At 75.3% G+C, this 16,151-nt stretch carries 21 protein-coding genes; 12 read left to right on the forward strand and 9 right to left on the reverse strand.

What is annotated here, in order from left to right; all coding sequences use genetic code 11:
* Positions 1 to 46: 46 nt before the first annotated feature.
* Positions 47 to 649 (forward strand): hypothetical protein, encoded by a 603-nt coding sequence (locus D5H75_RS41015; protein ID WP_147425376.1) that lies wholly within the window; start codon positions 47 to 49, stop codon positions 647 to 649.
* Between the two features lie 15 nt (positions 650 to 664).
* On the opposite strand, the gene D5H75_RS34570 is transcribed toward D5H75_RS41015, so the two are convergent.
* Both D5H75_RS34570 and D5H75_RS34575 read right to left on the reverse strand, forming a co-directional pair.
* Positions 665 to 1,954, reverse strand: a complete 1,290-nt coding sequence (locus D5H75_RS34570; RefSeq protein WP_202638791.1) for an erythromycin esterase family protein — start codon at positions 1,952 to 1,954, stop codon at positions 665 to 667.
* The gene (locus tag D5H75_RS34575; RefSeq protein WP_147425377.1) at positions 1,951 to 2,262 is read right to left on the reverse strand and encodes a hypothetical protein; all 312 of its coding nucleotides are present in this window, start codon (positions 2,260 to 2,262) and stop codon (positions 1,951 to 1,953) included. The genes D5H75_RS34570 and D5H75_RS34575 overlap by 4 nt, the downstream gene beginning before the upstream one ends.
* Before the next feature lie 53 nt (positions 2,263 to 2,315).
* On the opposite strand from D5H75_RS34575, the gene D5H75_RS34580 reads away from it, so the two are divergent.
* The 3 genes from D5H75_RS34580 (at position 2,316) to D5H75_RS34590 (ending at position 5,526) form a co-directional block, all read left to right on the forward strand.
* Positions 2,316 to 3,557, forward strand: coding sequence for an alpha-amylase family glycosyl hydrolase (locus D5H75_RS34580; RefSeq protein ID WP_119930921.1), 1,242 nt, complete (start codon positions 2,316 to 2,318; stop codon positions 3,555 to 3,557).
* 148 nt (positions 3,558 to 3,705) lie between these two features.
* Positions 3,706 to 4,398 (forward strand): CBS domain-containing protein, encoded by a 693-nt coding sequence (locus D5H75_RS34585; RefSeq protein WP_119930813.1) that lies wholly within the window; start codon positions 3,706 to 3,708, stop codon positions 4,396 to 4,398.
* Between the two features lie 93 nt (positions 4,399 to 4,491).
* Complete coding sequence (locus D5H75_RS34590; protein ID WP_242454682.1) at positions 4,492 to 5,526, forward strand: alpha/beta hydrolase; 1,035 nt, start codon at positions 4,492 to 4,494, stop codon at positions 5,524 to 5,526.
* A 480-nt stretch (positions 5,527 to 6,006) separates the two neighbouring features.
* Here the strand turns inward: D5H75_RS34590 and D5H75_RS34595 are convergent, their stop codons facing one another.
* Complete coding sequence (locus D5H75_RS34595) at positions 6,007 to 6,420, reverse strand: hypothetical protein (protein WP_147425378.1); 414 nt, start codon at positions 6,418 to 6,420, stop codon at positions 6,007 to 6,009.
* Between the two features lie 112 nt (positions 6,421 to 6,532).
* Between D5H75_RS34595 and D5H75_RS34600 the strand changes: the two genes are divergently transcribed.
* On the forward strand, positions 6,533 to 6,922 hold the full coding sequence (locus tag D5H75_RS34600; RefSeq protein WP_119930816.1) for a YkvA family protein: 390 nt from the start codon (positions 6,533 to 6,535) through the stop codon (positions 6,920 to 6,922).
* 50 nt (positions 6,923 to 6,972) lie between these two features.
* Complete coding sequence (locus tag D5H75_RS34605) at positions 6,973 to 7,227, forward strand: hypothetical protein (protein ID WP_119930817.1); 255 nt, start codon at positions 6,973 to 6,975, stop codon at positions 7,225 to 7,227.
* A 144-nt stretch (positions 7,228 to 7,371) separates the two neighbouring features.
* Here D5H75_RS34605 and D5H75_RS34610 read toward each other — a convergent pair whose 3' ends face one another.
* Positions 7,372 to 8,022 (reverse strand): phosphoribosyltransferase, encoded by a 651-nt coding sequence (locus D5H75_RS34610; RefSeq protein WP_119930818.1) that lies wholly within the window; start codon positions 8,020 to 8,022, stop codon positions 7,372 to 7,374.
* The gene (locus D5H75_RS34615; RefSeq protein WP_119930819.1) at positions 8,019 to 8,684 is read right to left on the reverse strand and encodes a dienelactone hydrolase family protein; all 666 of its coding nucleotides are present in this window, start codon (positions 8,682 to 8,684) and stop codon (positions 8,019 to 8,021) included. The genes D5H75_RS34610 and D5H75_RS34615 overlap by 4 nt, the downstream gene beginning before the upstream one ends.
* 138 nt (positions 8,685 to 8,822) lie before the next feature.
* Between D5H75_RS34615 and D5H75_RS34620 the strand changes: the two genes are divergently transcribed.
* On the forward strand, positions 8,823 to 9,242 hold the full coding sequence (locus tag D5H75_RS34620) for a CBS domain-containing protein (protein WP_119930820.1): 420 nt from the start codon (positions 8,823 to 8,825) through the stop codon (positions 9,240 to 9,242).
* Between the two features lie 863 nt (positions 9,243 to 10,105).
* On the opposite strand, the gene D5H75_RS34625 is transcribed toward D5H75_RS34620, so the two are convergent.
* Together D5H75_RS34625 and D5H75_RS34630 are read right to left on the reverse strand one after the other, a co-directional pair.
* On the reverse strand, positions 10,106 to 10,516 hold the full coding sequence (locus tag D5H75_RS34625) for a DUF2267 domain-containing protein (protein ID WP_119930821.1): 411 nt from the start codon (positions 10,514 to 10,516) through the stop codon (positions 10,106 to 10,108).
* A 12-nt stretch (positions 10,517 to 10,528) separates the two neighbouring features.
* Complete coding sequence (locus D5H75_RS34630) at positions 10,529 to 10,714, reverse strand: hypothetical protein (protein WP_119930822.1); 186 nt, start codon at positions 10,712 to 10,714, stop codon at positions 10,529 to 10,531.
* Between the two features lie 171 nt (positions 10,715 to 10,885).
* Between D5H75_RS34630 and D5H75_RS34635 the strand changes: the two genes are divergently transcribed.
* The 3 genes from D5H75_RS34635 (at position 10,886) to D5H75_RS34645 (ending at position 12,379) form a co-directional block, all read left to right on the forward strand.
* The gene (locus tag D5H75_RS34635) at positions 10,886 to 11,104 is read left to right on the forward strand and encodes a hypothetical protein (RefSeq protein WP_119930823.1); all 219 of its coding nucleotides are present in this window, start codon (positions 10,886 to 10,888) and stop codon (positions 11,102 to 11,104) included.
* A 246-nt stretch (positions 11,105 to 11,350) separates the two neighbouring features.
* Positions 11,351 to 11,701 carry a DUF2795 domain-containing protein gene (locus D5H75_RS34640; RefSeq protein WP_119930824.1) on the forward strand — a complete coding sequence of 117 codons (351 nt, stop codon included), beginning with the start codon at positions 11,351 to 11,353 and terminating at the stop codon, positions 11,699 to 11,701.
* On the forward strand, positions 11,702 to 12,379 hold the full coding sequence (locus D5H75_RS34645) for a hypothetical protein (RefSeq protein WP_119930825.1): 678 nt from the start codon (positions 11,702 to 11,704) through the stop codon (positions 12,377 to 12,379).
* Positions 12,380 to 12,428: 49 nt separating this feature from the next.
* Here the strand turns inward: D5H75_RS34645 and D5H75_RS34650 are convergent, their stop codons facing one another.
* Complete coding sequence (locus D5H75_RS34650; protein ID WP_202638792.1) at positions 12,429 to 12,971, reverse strand: GNAT family N-acetyltransferase; 543 nt, start codon at positions 12,969 to 12,971, stop codon at positions 12,429 to 12,431.
* Positions 12,972 to 13,095: 124 nt separating this feature from the next.
* On the opposite strand from D5H75_RS34650, the gene D5H75_RS34655 reads away from it, so the two are divergent.
* Positions 13,096 to 13,734, forward strand: coding sequence for a GOLPH3/VPS74 family protein (locus D5H75_RS34655; RefSeq protein WP_119930827.1), 639 nt, complete (start codon positions 13,096 to 13,098; stop codon positions 13,732 to 13,734).
* A gap of 22 nt (positions 13,735 to 13,756) precedes the next feature.
* On the opposite strand, the gene D5H75_RS34660 is transcribed toward D5H75_RS34655, so the two are convergent.
* Complete coding sequence (locus tag D5H75_RS34660) at positions 13,757 to 14,530, reverse strand: SDR family NAD(P)-dependent oxidoreductase (protein WP_119930828.1); 774 nt, start codon at positions 14,528 to 14,530, stop codon at positions 13,757 to 13,759.
* A 175-nt stretch (positions 14,531 to 14,705) separates the two neighbouring features.
* Here D5H75_RS34660 and D5H75_RS34665 point away from each other — a divergent pair, with 175 nt between their 5' ends.
* Positions 14,706 to 16,136: an aldehyde dehydrogenase family protein gene (locus D5H75_RS34665; RefSeq protein WP_242454683.1), complete on the forward strand. Its 1,431-nt coding sequence runs from the start codon at positions 14,706 to 14,708 to the stop codon at positions 16,134 to 16,136.
* Positions 16,137 to 16,151 lie beyond the last annotated feature (15 nt).

Raw genomic sequence — 16,151 nt, forward strand, 5'->3', positions numbered from 1 at the left:
CTCCGGTAGCGTGGGCCGGACGTTTCGCATCCGGAGGCCGCACCCCGTGACCAGCCAGAACCCCCACGACCACCCCGAGCCCCCGCAGGACCCCAAGACCGTCCCGCTGCCCGGCGACGCCGGCGCGTACGGCGCCGCGCCCCAGGACACGCCGAACGCGGGGCCGTACGACCTGCCCGGCCAGGGCCACGCCCAGGCGGGCGGCGGGTACGGCCACGACCAGGCCGCGGGGGGCTACGGATACGGCCCGGGCCACCCGCCGCCGGGACCGGGGTACGGCGCCCCCGGGTACGGCGCCCCCGGATACGGCACTCCCGGATACGGCACTCCCGGGTACGGCGCCCCGGGTTACGGTTATCCGCCGCCGCCCCCGGCGAACCAGGGGGTGCGCACGCACGCCATCGTGGCCGTGGTGATCTCGGCGCTCACGGCGCTGTCGTGCTACGTCTCGCTCGGCGGCATCCCCGCGCTGATCCTGTCGATCATCGCCCTGACCGGCGTGGAGTACCAGCCGGACCGGTCGCGCCGGCTGCTCAAGTGGGCCTGGATCAGCATCGGGATCAACGTCGCGCTGCTGATCGGCCTGGTCGTCTGGCTCATCGTGTACGGCGCCAGCGGCGGGTTCGACACGCCCCCCGACTACAACTAGCGCCGCGGCCCGGCCTCAGGTGGCCGACGGGTAGGTCTCCCACTCGGGGCTGAGGCGCGGCTCGGCGTGCAGCGGCCGCAGCGCCTCGGTCTCGGGGAGCCACAGGAAGGCGTCGTAACGCCTGCCCGGCACCGTCGGCACGTAGTTGCCCAGGTGCTCCAGCTCCGGGTGGTAGACGACGCCGATGGCGCGGTGCGCGAGCGGCGTGTCGTACCACTCGGCGCGGTCGCCCCGGGGCGGCGTGATGAACAGCGACCGCGGCGGCACGTGGTCGCGCAGCATGGCCTCCAGGGACGCGGGCCGGGCGGGCGGCACGCGCATGACCTCGGCCCGCGCTCCCCAGCGGTCCCCGGCGACCACCGTGCCCCGGTCGGTGCCGAAGCCCACCAGGACCACGTCGCGGTCGCCGTGGCGTTCGCGCGCGAGCTGCCCGAGGTTGGTCATCCCCGCGGCGGTCATGTCCGTGGCGCGGGCGTCGCCCACGTGGGTGTTGTGCGCCCAGACCACGGCCTTGGCGCCCGGCCCCCGGAACTCCAGCAGCCGGTCGAGCGTGTCGGCCATGTGGGTGTCGCGGATGTTCCAGGATTCCGGGCCGCCGTGGACCATCGTGCGGTAGTAGTGCTCGGCGTTCGCGGCCACCTCGGCGTTCTGCCAGGCGGCGAACTCCTCCGCCGACGAGGGCGCGGCCAGCGCCTCCTCCCGGACCTCGCGGAGCAGCGCGACCACCTCGGCCTCGCAGGACTCGCCCACCCAGCGGCGGGCCACGCCGTACTCCTGCGGGTCCCGGCCGTACGGCTCGAAGCAGTCGAGCGCCCGCAGCGCGGTGGGCAGTTCCCCGGGCCGGTGGCGCTCCAGGTGGTCGCGCACGGCGGCCAGCGACTCCCACAGGCTGTAGACGTCCAGCCCGTGGAAGCCGCAGCGCGCCGCGGGGTCGCGGTCCAGGTTCCACCGGCGCAGCCAGCGGGTGAACCCGACGACCTCCTCGTTCGCCCACATGAACGTGGGCCAGCGGGCGAAGGCGTTCAGCGCCTCCTTGGGGTCCTCGGGCGCGCCCGGCCGGCCGGTGACCGAGGCGTTCACGGCCTCGCAGTCGGGCCAGTCGCCCTCGACCCCGACGATCGTGAACCCCTTCTCGGAGATGAGACGGCTGGTCAGCGCCGCGCGCCACGAGTAGAACTCGTGGGTGCCGTGGCTCGCCTCGCCGATCAGGACGAGCCGGGCGTCGCCGACGCGCGCCAGCAGCGGGTCGAGGTCGCCGGGTTCGCGCAGGGGGCGGGCGTCGGCGCGGATCTCGCCGTCGTTCACTCCCGTTCCTCCAGCGGGTTCGGGTCGTAGGGCTCGTACGGGTCACGGCTGTTGTAGACGGTGTCGTCGAGCTCGTCGTCGGGGACCCTGCCGTCCGCGGGCTGCCCGGGCGAGCCGGGCTGGCCGCCGCCGGTGGTGCCGGACGAGCCGATGATCCCGGCCGTGTCCTGGTCGGCGCGTTCGCGCGATATCCGCCGCGGCGCCCGGACGCCGGGGGTGCGGTCCCGGAACCTGGGATCGTCCCGGGAGTCGGTCGCCATCTCCTCCGCGAGCTCGCGGGGGCTCTTCCTGCGTCTCTCGCTTGCCATGCGCCACGCCGTACCCACGAATGCCATGACCACTCGCGGGTAAGGTGGCGCGCGTGATCGTGTGGCCGGAGAGCGCCGTGTGGTGGCAGGTCTACCCGCTCGGCTTCACCGGCGCGCCCGCCTCCGCCTCCCCGGGGGAGCCCGTGGCCCACCGGCTGCGCGGGCTGGAGCCGTGGCTGGACTACCTGGCCGGGCTGGGGTGCACGGGGCTGGCGCTGGGGCCCGTCTTCGCGTCGGAGACCCATGGGTACGACACCGTGGACCACTTCCGGATCGACCCGCGGCTGGGCGACGAGGGCGACTTCGACCGCCTCGTGGCGGCGCTGCGCGAGCGGGGCCTGCGGCTGCTGCTGGACGGGGTGTTCAACCACGTCGGGCGCGGCTTCCCGGTCTTCCGGCGGGCGCTCGAAGGGGACCCGGAGGCGGCACGGTGGTTCCGGCGCACCGGGGACGACCCCGCGGGCGGCTACGCGACCTTCGAGGGGCACCACGCGCTGGTCGCGCTGAACCACGCCGAGCCCGCGGTCGCCGCGCACGTCGAGGCCGTCCTCTCGCACTGGCTGGACCGGGGCGCGGACGGGTGGCGGCTCGACGCGGCGTACGCCGTCCCGCCGGGGTTCTGGCGGCGCGTGCTGCCGCCGGTCCGGGCGCGGCACCCGGGGGCGTGGTTCGCCGGGGAGATGATCCACGGGGACTACGCGTCGTACGTCGCCGAGAGCGGGCTGGACTCGGTCACGCAGTACGAGCTGTGGAAGGCGATCTGGAGTTCGCTCAACGACCGGAACCTGTTCGAGCTGGCGTGGGCGCTGGACCGGCACGACGCGTTCGCGGAGAAGTTCCTGCCGCTGACGTTCGTCGGCAACCACGACGTGACCCGGATCGCGACCCGGCTGGACGACCCGCGCCACCTGGGGCACGCGCTGGCGATCCTGTTCACCGTGGCCGGGACCCCGGCGGTGTACTACGGGGACGAGCGGGCGATGGAGGGCGTGAAGGAGGACCGGCCCGGCGGCGACGACGCGATCCGGCCGCCGTTCCCCGCCGTCCCGTTCGCGGGGAGCCCTCCGGAGGCGCACACCCTGCACCGCGAGCTGATCGCGCTGCGGCGCGCGAATCCGTGGCTGGCGCGCGCCCGCACCGAGGTCCTGCACCTGACCAACGAGGCCATGGCGTACGCCTCGGCCGCCGGGGACCGCCGCCTGACGGTGCTGCTGAACACCGCGGACACGCCGTATGCCTTCCCGGGCGGGCTGGGGACCGTCGCCGCGCACTCGTGGTCGGTCGTCCCCGGCTGATCGGGCGGTCTCCGGGGCCCTCGGGCGGCCGGCGCCGATCGGCGGCGCGGGCCGGGCGGGGCGGGGTCCGGCGGGGCGGGGTCCGGCGGCGCGGGCCGGGCGGTCCGACCGGCGGGTTCGCGGCGGGCGGCCGGGGTAGGGCGACCGCATGGTTCAGGTCATCGATCACGAGGGTGTGCGCGAGCTGGCCGGGACGCGGGGGGCCGCGCTCGTCGAGGTGCTGCCGCGCGCGGAGTACGACTGGGCGCACCTGCCCGGGGCCGTGAACATCCCGCTGGGCGAGCTGGACGCCGCCGCGGCCGACCGGCTCGACCGGTCGCGGCCCGTCGTCGTCTACTGCCACGACCTGCTGTGCGACATGAGCCCGCGCGGCGCGGCCCGGCTGCGCGCCCTCGGGTTCGGCGAGGTGTACGACTACCGGCTGAGCAAGATGGACTGGCTCGCCGCCGGCCTGCCGTACGAGGGGCACGCGAGGCTCGTGGCCGGGGTGGCGCGGCGGGACCCGGTGGTGGCCTCGCCCGGCGACCCGCTGGACGAGGTGGCCTCGCGGGCCCTGGAGGACGCGGCCGGGGTCGCGGTCGTGGTGGACGGCGAGGGCGTGGTGCAGGGGCTCGTCGGCGAGGAGGAGGTCGCCGGGGCCCGGCCGGGGGCGACCGCCGGGGACGTCATGCGGCTCGGCGTGCTGACCGTGCGGCCCAGCGAGGAGCTGGACTCCGCGCTGCGGCGGATGGAGCGCAAGGGGCTGAAGGAGCTGGTGGTGTCGGGCGTGGACGGCCGCCTCACCGGGATCCTCGTGGCCGGGGCGGTCAGATCGCCCGGCTGGGAGTCCGACAACCCCTAGCCGCGCTTGTCACGGGTGTGACAAGCGGGACGCGGAAATGTAGCCGTTCGCCCGGAGCCCTCGCGCCGCCCTCTCCGCTAGCGTTCACGGATCGTGACGCGCCTCGGAGGGACGATGACCTCGCGCCGGTTGGTGATCGTGCTCGCGGCGGGCTGCGCCGTGTCCGCCGCGGCCGGGACGGCCCCCGCCCTGGCGGGGACGGGAGCGGGCCCGGCGGCCCGGGTGGTGGCCGAACGCCGGATCGACGCCCGGACCCTGGACCTGACCGTCTCCTCCCCCGCCGTGGGACAGCGCGTCAAGGTGCGGCTGATCACGCCCAGGGGCTGGTCGCGCACGGCGAAGCGGACCTGGCCCGTGCTGTACGCCCTGCACGGCGGGCGCGACGGGTACCAGTCGTGGACCCGCAGCACCGACATCGAGCGGCTGGCGGCGCGGTACGACGTCATGGTCGTCATGCCGGACGCCGGCTACAACGCGTCGTACACGAACTGGTTCAACTACGGCAGGCGCGGCAAGCCCCGCTGGGAGACCTTCCACACGGGCGAGCTGCGCCGCCTGGTCGAGAGCCGGTACCGGGGCGGGACCCGCCGCGCGGTGATGGGCCTGTCCTCCGGCGGCTACGGCGCGCTCTCCTACTCCGCCAGGAACCCCGGCATGTTCCGCTACGCCGCCTCCTTCAGCGGCCCGGCGCGGATCAGCCAGCGCCGCATGCAGACCTCGGCCCTGGCGACGGTGTTCGCCTCCGGCAACGGGGTCGACCCGCTGCGCATCTGGGGCGTCCCCGGCGTGCACGACGCCAACTGGCGCGCGCACGACCCGTACGAGCGCGCGGCCGGCCTGCGCGGGACCCGCGTCCACCTGTCCTCGGGCACGACCGGCAAGCGCGGCCCGCTCGACCGGGACCTCACGCCGGAGCAGGAGCTCGTGAGCCGCTTCGTCGGCGGCGACCAGGAGAGGCTGATCGGCCGGTCGAACATGGACCTGGCCCGCAGGCTGCGCTCGCTGGGCGTCCGGGTCACGACCCACTTCTACGGCGACGGCTGGCACCAGTGGCGCTACTGGCAGCGCGAGATGCACAGCATCTGGCCCGCCATGATGTCCGCGATCGGCGCCCGCCGCACCGGCTGACCCCGCCCCCTCCGGCTCCCTGCCGCTCCCCCGCCGCGTGCCGTACGGCCGGCGCGTGCCGTACGGCACGCGCGTGCCGTACGGCTGTCGCATGCGTACGGCCGGGCCGCCGGGTGCCGCAGGGGCGAGTGCCGTACGGGCGCGTGCGGCACGGGCGAATGCCGTACGGGCACGGACGTAGCAGGGCGCGGCTTTCGCCGGGCGGGGACGATTGCCGCGCGGTTCCGGTTTTAGCCGAGGGCGCGGAAAACCGCACTTTCCGGGGTACTCCCGCTAATCAGGAAAGCAGTCCTGAGGAGTGACCGGAAAGGCATGCCGCGCCCGGGAACGCGAGTAAGCACATGCGTACGCCGGAAACGAGTCCGGACGGCCGCCGAAGGGCCGGGAATCGCATTCGGGGCGCGGCCCGGCGCAGGGGCCCGGAATGGCGTTCGGATCAGGGGCCGCCGCGATCGGGATCGCCTCGCCGCGGCCGGGGCGTCACTCCTCCGTCAGGCAATCCGTCTTGCCGACGATGGAGATGTTGGGAATGCCGTCCTGGGGCGTGATGGTAAAGGTGATCTTGGGCTCCTTCTTGACCACCACCAGGGACTTGCCGTTCTTCGGCGCGTCCTCGTACCCGAGGTTCTTGAGCTCGTCCGCGATGCGGGACGGCGGGATGCGGGACATGTTCTTGCCCAGGGTCCCGACGACCTTGTAGATCTGCCGGCGCTTCACCCCGTCGCATCCCTCGCGCTCGGTTCCGCCGGACACGTCCTTGTCCCCGATGATCGTGAGCCTGCTGATTTTCGCCCCGTCCTCGTTGAGGACTTCGGCGGCCTCACCCAGGGTGGCGCCATTGGCACAGGCGCTGACGAGCAAAAGGAGGCACACGGAGGTGGTGATACGTCGCACGCGAGGCCCTCTACTGATCTTCGGTTTTACTGGAGATCCCGATCACCGGGAATTAGCGACATAGGTTATATAGGCCATGGAGCCCTTCGTAAGGGGGTGCGAGTATCAGTTCATGCGCGATTGGGTGATCGCTCTCGGCGCCGGCGCGGCCGTGCTCCTTCTCGGGTGGGCCGGGCTGTGGATCGCCGCCCGCCGGCTGCCCCCGGGGCTCGCGCGCGACCTCGCCGCGTTCGTCCCCGACTGCGTGACCGCCGTACGGCGGCTGCGCCGCGATCCGCGGGTCCCGCGCCGGGCCCGGATCGCCGTGCTGCTCGCCGCCGCGTGGGTGGTGTCGCCGATCGACCTGATCCCCGAGTTCATCCCGGTGATCGGCCCGCTGGACGACCTCGTCGTGGTCGCCCTGGCCCTGCGGTACGCCGCGCGGCGGGTCCCCCGCGAGGTGCTGGCCGCGGCCTGGCCCGGGGAGACGCGGCTGCTCGACCGGCTGATCGGGCGCGTTTGACCTCCGTACGGCGGGGCAGCGCACCGGTGAACCGGGAGGGGTGGCGAATCGTGGCGACGATTTCGGCGGAGGACGTGCGGCGGCTGCTGGAGTCCGGCGAGCCCGAGCCGACGCTGGTGCTGCTGGAGGGCAGGGCCCAGGTGGTGGCGCGGCGGGACCTGGAGGCGGAGCCGTACCGCGGCGCGCTGGTGGTGGCGAGCCGGGACGACGTGGCGGCGGGCTGGGACCCGGCGGAGGTGTCCGACGACGAGCTGAACCAGCTCGCCCAGCGGCTCGACACCGCGGTCAGCGACCTGGGCGGCTGAGTCCGGCGTCCGCGCCGCGCGGGGCCTCCGGCCAAGGCCGGAGCGGCCCGGCCGAGGGTGGCGGGGCCGGGAGCGGCCGGGCGCGCCCGGCGCGGACGGCCGGCGGGAACCGGCACGACGGCCGGCGGGAACCGGCGCGGGCGGTCAGCGGGAACCGGCGGCGGTGTCCCGCTCGCGGAGGAACGCGAGCACGTCGTCGTCGGTGAGCTGGGCGAAGTCCTCGTACCACCGGCCCACGGCCAGGAAGTCCGCCGGCCGGTCCAGGCAGACGACCTCGTCGGCGTCTCCGGCCAGCGCCGCCGCGCCCTCGATCGAGCAGACCGGGGCGGCGAAGACCAGCCGCGACGGCCCCAGCGGGCGCAGCGCGCCCAACGCGGCGCGGGCGGTCACCCCGGTCGCCAGGCCGTCGTCCGACAGGATCACGTCACGCCCGCGCACCGGCTCCTCGGCACGCCCCGCCCGGTAGACCTCGACGCGGCGGCGGGCCTCGGCGCGCTCGCGCGAGCAGGTCTTGGCGAGGTCGGTCTCGTCGAGGTCGAGCGCGTCGAGCGACCGCCCGTCGTACACCGGCGGGCCCTCGGCGGTCACCGCGCCCACCCCGAACTCCGGCTGGCCCGGAGCTCCGATCTTGCGGGCCACGGCGACGTCGAACGGGGCGCCCAGCACCCGGGCGATCTCCCGGGCGATCGGCACGCCGCCGCGCGCCAGCCCCAGCACCAGCGGGTCGGCCCACTCCATCCGGGCCAGCGCCTCCCCCAGCAGCCGCCCGGCCTCGGCCCGGTCGCGGAACATCATCGCGCCCCTCCCAGGTGACGGGTGAACCAGTCCCCCGCCAGCTCCGCCACGCGGTCCAGCGCGCCCGGCTCCTCGAACAGATGGGTCGCCCCCTCGACGATCTCCAGGTGGTGCGGGGCGCGCAGCTCGCGGGCCGCCTCGGCGTTCATCGCGATCACCGGCTCGTCGCGGCCTCCCACGATGAGCAGCGTGGGGGCCTGGACCAGCGACAGCGCCTCGGAGGCCAGGTCCGGCCGGCCGCCCCGCGACACCACCGCGCGGACCTCCGCGGGCCGCCCGGCCGCCGCCAGCAGCGCGCCCGCCGCCCCCGTGCTCGCGCCGAACAGCCCGATCGGCAGGTCCGCCGTCAGCGGCTGCCGCCCGAGCCAGTCCACGGCGGTCATCAGCCGGTCTCCCAGCATGGCCACGTCGAACCGCATCTCCGCGGTCTGCGCGTCCACCTCCTCCTCGGCCGCCGTGAGCAGGTCGAGGAGGAGCGTCCCGAGGCCCCGGTTCCGCAGCGCGCGGGCCACCGCCTGGTTGCGGGGGCTGAGCCGGGAGCTGCCGCTGCCGTGGGCGAACAGGACGATGCCGGAGGCCCCCTCGGGGACCGCCAGGTCGCCGTCGAGGCCGGCCTCCCCGATCGGGGTCCGCACGGGCAGGAGCACGGATTCGCTGGCCACGTCATCATCTCCCCGCGGACGCACACGGGCCGGTCGGAACGCTGGTCAGGTGCCCTGCGCCGGTCCCGCCAAACCTGTTTGCCGGGGCCAGGGTGGGTAGTGGGGCAAAGTAGGACGAATGCGAAAGGGAGGCATGCCATGGCTCAGAGAGTGGCCGACGTCATGACCGGGAACCCCGCGACCATCGAGGCCGGCGGCCGAATCGCGGACGCCGCCGCGCTCATGCGCAACAACGACACGGGCGCGGTGATCGTCACCGACAACGGGCGCGTCTCGGGCATCGTCACCGACCGGGACATCGCCGTGCGCGCGGTCGCGGACGAGAAGGGCCCCGACACACCGGTACGAGACGTGTGCAGCGGCGGCGACGTCGCGACGGTGGGCCCGGACACGAGCATCGACCAGGCGGCCCGGCTCATGCGCCAGAAGGCGGTACGCCGCCTCCCGGTCGTCGAGAAGGACCGCGCCGTGGGCGTCGTCAGCATCGGCGACCTGGCCATGGAGAAGGACCCGAACTCGGCCCTCGCCGACATCTCCTCCGCCGAGGGCAACCGCTGACCCACCCCCCAGGAAGGCCGGGCGGCATCCCCGCCCGGCCTTCCCCATGCCCCCGGCCGCCGCCCCCTCGCCGTGCCAGGACGCGACAGGCGCCAGGACGCGACAGCCGTACGGCCAGGGGCGACGGCCCCGGCGACGTGGGACGCCCGCCCGGCAAGGCCGCCCCCGCCGACCCTGCCGGCACGGCGAGACCACCCCTCGCCCCCCACCGGCCGACCGCGAGCCCGCCTCCCCCTCGCCGTGATCATGCAGTTTTACGCACACCCTGTGCGTAAAACTGCATGATCACGGCGAAGGGAGGCCCCCGGCGGCAGGGACCCGCGGCACGGGACCCGCGGCACGGGACCCGCGGAGGAGGCCGGCCCGGGACAGGGCGCCACCCGCGAGCGGCCGCCCGCTCCTCTCCCACCGGCGAACGCGAGGCCCCGCCAGGGGGAGCCCGCGACGGGGACCCCATCGAGCAGGTGGGCGCAGGGACAGGCCGCCGCCCCGCAGAGGTGCCCGGCGTAGGCGACCGGCGTAGGCGGCCGGCGGAGGCGACCCGGGAGAAGGCGGCTGGAAGAGGCCGCTCAGGAGGAAGAGGTCACTCTCCGGCGGAACGAGGTCACTCTCGGGAGGAAGAGACCGCTCAGGAGAAGGCGCCCGGCGGAGGAGGCCCCGACGGGGAAGAGTGGGCGCATGGGCGGGCCGCCAACCGGAAGAGGCACGCGGGAGAGGGCGGCCCGGAGAAGGGCGCCTCGGAGAGGGCCGGGGTACTGCATGTGGGAGGGCGTTCGCGCCGGCCGGCGGGGCTGGGGCCGGGCATGGGGGAACGCCGGCGGGGGCCCGGCGTTCGGGTGGCAGGCCGTGGGCCGGCGCGGGCGTCAGTCCAGGCGGCCCTGGCTGCCGGAGTCGACGAAGCCCCGGATGTCCGGCGGGAGGCTGTCGCGGACCTTCTCCATGATGTGGCCCTGGGTCGCCTCGTCGACGACCTCCAGGACGGCGCGGGCGACGTGGGCGGCCTTGGGCTCGTCCACGCCGGCGCGGTCGGCGACCCGGTCCACGAACTCCTGCCGGTCGAAGTGCTCGCCCGTCCCCTGGCCGCCGAGCACCTCGGTCCTGCGCAGGTGCTCGCCGATCTCGTGCGGCAACTGCGAGGCCAGGTTGTCGGCCAGGCCCTCGGGGATGCGCTCCCCCACCGTCTCCAGGGTCGCGCGGGTGGCGCGCTCGGCGTCCCCGCGGCTCGCCAGGTGCGCTCGCGACTGCACCTGCCCGATGAACTCGTCGTGCTGCATGTGATCCTCCTGCTACCGCTCGCCCTTGGGTCCCCGGCCGCGCTCGCTCTGCCGCTCCGGGGCGTACTTCGGGTCGCGCTGGAGGCGGCGGTTCGCCTCGCGATCCGCCTCCTCGTCGGCGGCCGCACCGGTGTTCTCCAGGCGTTTGCGCAGATGCGCGCGCTTGATGTCATAGCCGTGGCTACCGGGACGCGGCATTTCCCCTCCTAGGTATGTCCGTATGTGGGTGCACTGCCCCGTTTCGTCCGGACATGCTGCGAGGTAAGCCTGTCCTTCCCCTGAGGTGACATCTGGTTTCGGCCGGATCGGTCCGGGCAGTGCGACCAGTCCGGAAATAGTCAGACATTCCGCACTGGAGAGGGGACCGGCATGGTCAACCCGCAGCAGCCAGAGATGCGCAGGTCCGGACGCGGCCAGACGACCCAGGAGGGCGTCGAGGCCAACAGCCCCCGCAGCAAGGTCGGCAAGGGGACCGCGAAGAGCCTGGGCAAGGGCCGCGGCCACCCCCACGGCACCGACCGCATGAACAAGGGCGGCGGCAAGGGCGGCGGCGTCCCGCCGGACCAGCGCCCGCCCCACCCCGCCTGAGGCCCCAGCCGTACGGCCGGCGCCCGCCGCGCCCCCACGTGCCGGGGCGGTACGGCGGGCCGCCGGGCCGTACCCGCAGACGCGGCGGCACGCGGGGACAGGACCGCACACGGGGACGGGACCGCACACGGGGACGGGACCGCACACGGGGACGGGACGGCGCGGGGACGGGGCGACACGCGAGGACGGGGACGACAGGCGGGGACGCGTTTATAAGCGCAGGTCATCGAGGGTATGGGGGCTGGCATGAAGTTGAATGATCCCGACGAGATCGGCGAGGTCCTGCACGACTTCGACTTTCCCGCGGACAAGGAACAGCTCGTCGACCACGCGCGGCGGGTCGCGCCGGGGAGCGACGTGGCCCGGGCGCTGGCGGCGCTGCCGCTCGGGTCGTACGACAACCTGGCCGAGGTCGTGCGCAGCGTGCCGCAGGACCCGGCGCCGAACCGGAACGCCGCCCAGCGGACGGCCCAGAAGCGGGAGCACCCGCGCGGCGGGATCGCCGAGTCCGAGCGGCCGGTGCCCCCCTCGCCGATCGAGCAGGCGATGCGGCAGGACGTGCGGCGGTCCACGGGCGGCCGCCCGCGGGAGACGTAGATGGCGCACGATCCCGGGCTGGACGAGCTGCGGCTGGTGGTGGACGCCCTCTTCGACGGCCGCGAGCACGCGCACAGCCGTGAGCTCTACGTGCGGGCGTCGGACGACGACCGGCTGCCCTCCGGCGTGCTGGCGCTGCTCCACGACATCCCGACCGGGGAGTACTCCCGCGCGGACCTGATCCAGGAGATCGACGAGGTGGTGCGCAGGCACGGCCATCCGGAGGGCTTCCACCCCGACCCGCCGGGCCCGGTGCGCCGCCCGGCCGGCGCGGAGCCCCCGGACGAGACCGGCCCGCCGGAGCCGGCCGCCCAGGCGTCCCGCACCGGCCCGCCGGCACAAGACCGGTCAGCGCAAGACCGGCCAGCGCAAGACCGGCCAGCGCAGGGCCCGCCGGCGCGGACCGGCCCGGCGGCGGCCGGGGCGCCGGGCGGGACGACGCCGCTGGAGGAGACGCCCGAGGTCGAGCGCGCGGTCGAGGACGACACGACCGTGGACAACCCGAGGCTGCGCCCGCCCGCCGGGCCCGACGGCGAGCCGGACTTCCGCGAGCCGCCCCCCGCCGGCGAGTCCACCCTGGGCTACCAGCGCCCGGACCGCCTCCACGAGGGCCCGCCCCTGACCGGCGAGGGCGTCCGGGAGCCGTGGCCGGGCCGCGAGCCCTGGCCCGGCGAGTAGAGCAGCGGCGGAGCACCGGAGTGGCGGGGAGCGGCGGCGGGCGGAGACGCTAGGCGGCGCCCGGAGCGGTCCCCCGGACCGCGCCCGCGGCGCCGCGGACGTAGACGATGTGCGGGCCGCCGTAGTGGAGGCCGCGGCCCGCCTCCGCGAACCCCAGCCGCTCGGCCACCCTGCGTGACCGGACGTTCTCCTCGTGCACGAGCGCGACCACCTCGGGGACGCGCAGTGTGCCGAACGCGTGCCCGAGCACGGCGTCCAGGGCCTCGGTGGCCAGGCCCCGCCCCTGGTACGACGGCATCAGGTACCACCCGACCTCGGGCCGCCCGTCCCCCAGCTCCTTGCTCGGCGCCAGGTCCCCGTGCCCGGCGAACTCCCCGGTCTCGCGGTCCTCCCAGGCGTACGATCCCATGCCCTCGGGGTAGTCGGCCGTCAGCAGCTCGTCCACGTGCTGGGCGACGAGCTCGCGCGTGACGGGGAAGGGCAGGAAGCGGGCCGCCTCGGGGTCGGAGAGCAGTTCGTACAGCGGCTCCTCGTCGCCGGCGCGCAGGGGGCGCAGCCGCAACCGGGCCGTGAGCAGTTCGGGAACGTTCACCTTCCGCACGCTAACCGGTGGCGCGTCCCGCGATCGACCCGATTTCCCGCCGCCGGCCCGCCCTGTCCTCCGGCCGAGAAAAGTGATATCACTATGATAGGCACCCACCGAGGAGGACAGCCGAGTGCACGCCCCCGAGACCCTTCCCGAGCGGCTCTACCTGCTCGCGTACGACCCCGAGCGCGGCCGGCTCACCGCCCGCTCCCAGCTCGGCATGGTGGTCCGCGCCGCCGCCCTGGCCGAACTCCGCATCCAGGGCCTCCTCCAGGACCGCGACGACCGCCCGGCCGCCGCCCACGGGGCCCGTTCCGACGACCCGCTGCTCGCCGAGATCCTCCGCCAGATCTCCGAGTCCCGCCCCCGCCGCTGGCACCACTGGGTGGGCAAGAACGCGACCCGGGCCTCCCGCCTGGTCCGCGAGCGCCTGGCCGAGACCGGCTGGATCCAGACCGAGCGGCGCGCGGTGCTGGGGATCTTCCCCTACACCCGCGTCTCGGTCAGCGACCCCCGCCCGGTGCGGGACCTCACCGACGCGGTGCGCCACGCGGTGACGACGGCGCGCCCCACCACCCGGCGGGACGAGCGCGAGGCCGCCACCGTGGCCCTCTGCGTCACCGGGGACCTCAAGCGCGTGCTCGACCGCCGCGCCCGCCGCGCCCACAAGGACCGCATCGCCAAGATCGTCGCGCAGGCCGGCCCGGTCCCGCCCGCCCTGCGCAAGGCCATCCGGGACTCCCAGGCCGCCGCAGCCTCCGCCGGCTGAGCCGGCTGAGCCGGGCGGCCCGTCAGCGCGCCTCCGGGTCGTGGGCGAGGACGGTGCGCCCGCCGTCCACCGGGAGGGTCGCGCCGGTGACGAAGGAGGCGTCGGCGGAGAGGAGGTACGCCACGGCGGCGGCCACCTCCCCGGCCCGCGCCACGCGCCCCAGCGGGTGGAGGCGGGCCATCTGACGCTCCACGGACACCGCCGCCTCCTCGTCCAGCCCGCCGAGGAAGTCCCGGTAGCGCTCGGTCTCCACCGAGCCCGGGGCCACGGCGTTCACCCGGACGCCCCGCGGGCCGTACTCCACGGCGAGCGCTCGCGTCAGCCCCTCGATGGCCGCCTTGGCCGTGACGTACGGCAGGCAGCCGGGCACCGCCTGCCGCGCCTGGTGGGACGAGACGTTGACGATCGCGCCCGCCGTGCCGGCCGCCAGGAACCTGCGCACGGCCGCCGAGCAGCCGGTCAGCACCGGCCCGAGGTTCATCGTGACGAGGTCGAGCACCTGCGACGGCGGGGTGTCGTGCAGCGAGGCGTCCCGGAACCGCGCCGCGTTGTTCACCCACCCGGCCAGTTCCCCCATCCGCTCGGCCGCGTCGGCCGCCCGCTCCGCGACCCCGGCGTCCCCGGCATCCCCGATCTCGGCGCGCACCCTGTCCCGCCCGGGGTGGCCGCCCATCCACTCGACGGCGGCGGGGTCGGCCTCCACGACCACCACCGAACCCCCGTCCCGCAGCAGCCGCTCCACGATCGCGCGCCCGATCCCCCGTCCCCCGCCGGTCACCACGAAAGCCGAACCCATGCGCACCCCTTCGGTCACTCCGGTAGCTCCCTTCCAGTCTGTCCCGCCGGTTCCCCCTCGCGTCGCCCTCGTCGTGATCTCGCGATCGCACGAGGTCCGGCCGGGAGGAGGGACTAGGCGGGAGCGGGGCGGGTACTGCTGGCGGGAACGTTTCGGTGGCGAAGGAGGGGTTTCGTTGCGGGCCAGGGATCGATGGGTGTTCGTGGACGGGGCTTGGCGGGCCTGCAAGGGGGGCGGGACCCGGGTCGTCGAGGATCCCTCGGGGGCGGGGGCCGTCGGGGAGGCGCCGCTCGGGGACGAGAAGGACGTGCACGACGCGGTGGAGGCCGCCCGCGCCGCGTTCCCCGCGTGGGCGCGCACGGCTCCCGCCGAGCGCGGGGCGGCGCTGCGCGCGATGGCGGCGCGGGTGCGGGAGCGGGCCGATGAACTGGCCCGGCTCGTCACGCGGGAGATGGGCAAGCCGTACGGCGACGCGCTGGGCGGGGTCGAGGCGGGGGCCGGGACGCTGGAGCAGTACGCCGAGCTGGGGCCGGTGCACCGGGGGCGGAGCCTGCAGGGGGCCTGGGACGCCGCCGACCTGATGGTGCTGGAGCCGCGCGGCGTCGTCGGGGTGATCACCCCGTGGAACGACCCGGTGGCGATCGCCTGCGGTCTCGCCGGGGCGGCGCTGGTCACCGGGAACACCGTGGTGCACAAGCCGTCCGAGCGGACGCCGCACACCGGGGCGCTGCTGGTGGAGATCGTCGCCGGGGAGCTCCCGCCGGGGGTCCTGAACCTGGTCACCGGGGACGGGCGGGCCGGGGAGGCGCTGGCCGGGCACGAGGACCTGGACGTCATCGCGCACGTGGGCTCCACGGCGGCCGGGCGGCGGATCGCCGCGGCCGCCGCGCGGACCGGGGCCAAGGCCCTGCTGGAGAACGGGGGCAAGGACCCGCTGATCGTGGACGCGGGCGTGGACCCGGAGTGGGCGGCCGAGCAGGCCGCGATCGGGTGCTTCGCCAACGCCGGGCAGATCTGCACGTCGGTGGAGCGGATCTACGTCCACGAGGACGTGGCCGGGCCGTTCACCGAGGCGCTGGTACGGCGGGCCCGCGCGCTGCGGCGGGGACCGGGGCTCGGGGAGGGCGTCGAGCTGGGACCGCTCGTGGACCGGGCGCAGCGCGACGCCGTGCACCGGCACGTGACCGGCGCGGTGAGCGCGGGGGCGCGGCTGCTGACCGGGGGCGAGATCCCCGAGGGGGACGGCGCGTTCTACCCGGCGACCGTGCTGACGGACTGCTCCGACGAGATGGAGCTCATGAGCGAGGAGACGTTCGGCCCGGTCGCGCCGATCCGGGTCGTCCGGTCCTTCGACGAGGCGCTGGCCGCCGCCGCGCGGTCGCCGTACGGGCTGGCGGCGGTGGTGCTCACGCCGTCGATGGCGAACGCGCAGCGGGCCTGGCGGGAGCTGCCGGTCGGCACCGTGAAGGTCAACGCGGTGTTCGGCGGGGCGCCGGGCGGGGCGGCCGAGCCGCTGCGCGGGAGCGGGCGAGGGTTCGGCTACGGGCCGGAACTGCTGGACGAGATGACCCACACGAAGGTGGTGCATCTGTCCCCACCCCGGTGAACCCGGCCATAGCCA

It is taken from the genome of Bailinhaonella thermotolerans (genome assembly GCF_003594875.1).
Taxonomy (GTDB): Bacteria; Actinomycetota; Actinomycetes; order Streptosporangiales; family Streptosporangiaceae; genus Bailinhaonella; species Bailinhaonella thermotolerans.